General features: G+C 68.3%; 2 protein-coding genes. Both read right to left on the reverse strand.

Annotated features, from left to right (window positions below; all coding sequences use genetic code 11):
- Nucleotides 1-641: 641 nt before the first annotated feature.
- Nucleotides 642-944 carry a helix-hairpin-helix domain-containing protein gene (locus ACZ6O0_RS41960; protein WP_465770686.1) on the reverse strand — a complete coding sequence of 101 codons (303 nt, stop codon included), beginning with the start codon at nucleotides 942-944 and terminating at the stop codon, nucleotides 642-644.
- Between the two features lie 49 nt (nucleotides 945-993).
- Nucleotides 994-2066, reverse strand: a 1073-nt coding sequence (locus ACZ6O0_RS41965) for a hypothetical protein (RefSeq protein WP_465770687.1), incomplete at its 5' end; no start/stop codon positions are given.

Genomic DNA, 2066 nt, shown 5'->3' on the forward strand with positions numbered 1-2066 from the left:
CGCCGATGGTACTGCGACCGGGAGGTCGTGGGAGAGTAGGACGCCGCCGGACATTCACACTGTTAAGGGCCACCCCACTGGGGTGGCCCTTAACACATTGTCCGGAAGCTCCCGGCACGTCCGGAAACTCCCGGCACGGTGGATGGCACAGAACCTCCGGCCCGGTGGATGGAGCTGGGAGTAGGCGAGGTCGGCTATCGTCACTCGCCGGCACGGTCACTCGCCGGCACGGTCACTCGCCGGCACGGTCACTCGCCGGCACGCACAGGCACTCGCTGGCGTCGGCACATGCGGCGCTCGCCGGGAGCGGCAAGCGCGGCACTCGTCGGCGCCGGCACACGCCGCGGCACCGCCCCGCTGTATGCGGACTGGGGGGAGTCATCGGGGCGAAGCCCTTCCTGCCGCAACCACGGCGGCCGGACACGCGGGCATTCGCCGGCAGCGGGACACGCGGCGCTCGCCGGCGCGGTCGCTCGGCGGCGGGTGCGGACACGGGCATCCGCCGACACTGGCACAGGCGGCGCGGGTACGCGGTGCACTGGCGTAGGCGGCACTCGTGGGCACACGGTGCACCGGCGTGCGCGGCGCTCGGTGGCGGCGGTGTGCGCGGGACGTTCGGGGTGGATGGGTTGTTCGGGGTGTTAGTCGAGGAGTTGTTTGCGGGTGGGGGTGTAGGTCCACCAGGGGCGGGCGGGGTTGCCATTGGCTTGGTCTACGGCGGACATGATGGTGTCCAAGAGGCACGGATCGTGGCGGCGGGCGTCGAGTGTGCAGATGGTGTCGTAGATGTCGACCGGGTCGCGGCCGGTTAGTTGGCTGACTTTGGTGATGCCTGCGCGTTGGAGGTAGCCAGCTACTGCTTGGCCAACGTTCATGAGGGTTGTCAGGTCTGAGGTCGTGGAGCCGGCTCGAGTTGTTGTGGTGCTGCGTTGGGTCGTTGGCATGTTTCGATCGTGTCGCCGGACGGGCGCGGTGTCTTGAAGGTTTCGGACATTAGTAGGTCTGGTAGTAGATGAGCTGGCCGGATTCGCCCGGTGCAGCGCCTTCGCTGGGGATGAAGAGGGTGACTAGGATCGCCGGCTGGCCGTTCGGTGCCTGGAGGGCAGTGATGGTTGGATTCGCGAAGGCTGTGCTGCCGCCGTCGGTGCGGATGCTGGTTTGGTCGGCGTTGCCGGTCTGGTAGTCGTACACGAAGGTGCGCCAGGAGCCGAAGTCGCCCTTCGTGTACTGGCCCTCGATCAGACCGAAGCTGTAGCCGCGGAAGACGGCCTGGTCGCGGTCGCCGATGTTGCCGTCGACGCCCCAGTACAGGAGGGCGTTGTCGTAGTTCGGCTGTGCTGCGGTGCTCCAGGAGTTGAAGTTGGTCAGGCGGCCGCGTTGCTGCCTGTCCCGGTCGCAGTTCCACCAGTAGTGCCCACCGATATCGATCGTCGAGTGGTCGATATCGGGGGAGAGCGTGATCCCGTAGATGTTCGGAGTGCCCGCGGCGCAGGATGACAGCTGGCGTGGGGCGTCGAAGGATCGCGTGACCTGGCCGGCCAGCAGGGCGGTGCGGCTGGCGAAGTAGCGGAAGGCGAGGTGGTTGTTGCCGCCTCCGGGCTGCTCCTGCTCCCAGGCGAGCACGAAGCCGCCGTTGGATGCCTGGGCGATCGTCGGCTGGGACGCCGGCCCGGTGTTGCTTCCGGCCAGTTCGCGGACCCAGTGCCAGTTCAGGAGGTCGGTCGAGGTGGCGAGGTTGACCCGGAAGTGGCCGTCGGCCGCGAGATGGTGTGAGACGGCGAGGTAGCCGCCGGTCGTGTCCTGGATGATCTTGGCGGTGTCCATCACGTGCCCGGCATCGTCGTGGACCGCATAGCGCTTGCCGGTTGCGCCGCTCACGTTCTCCACGATCGCTCGGAGCTCGGCGCGGGCCGGATCCGATGGCGGCGCATCGGCAGATGGCAGCGCATCGGCAGCCGGCAGGGCACTAGATGGCTGGGTAGCGGCGGCTGGCAGCGAGTCGGCGGATGCCGGGCTAGCGGCGGCTGCCAGGGCGTCGGCGGATGGTGGGGTAGCGGCGGACGACG

This window comes from Kribbella sp. NPDC048837 (assembly GCF_055586945.1).

Excerpts from the sequence above, each read along its gene's own strand:
- ACZ6O0_RS41960 (WP_465770686.1), bottom strand. The coding sequence starts at position 944 with ATGCCAACGACCCAACGCAGCACCACAACAACTCGAGCCGGCTCCACG.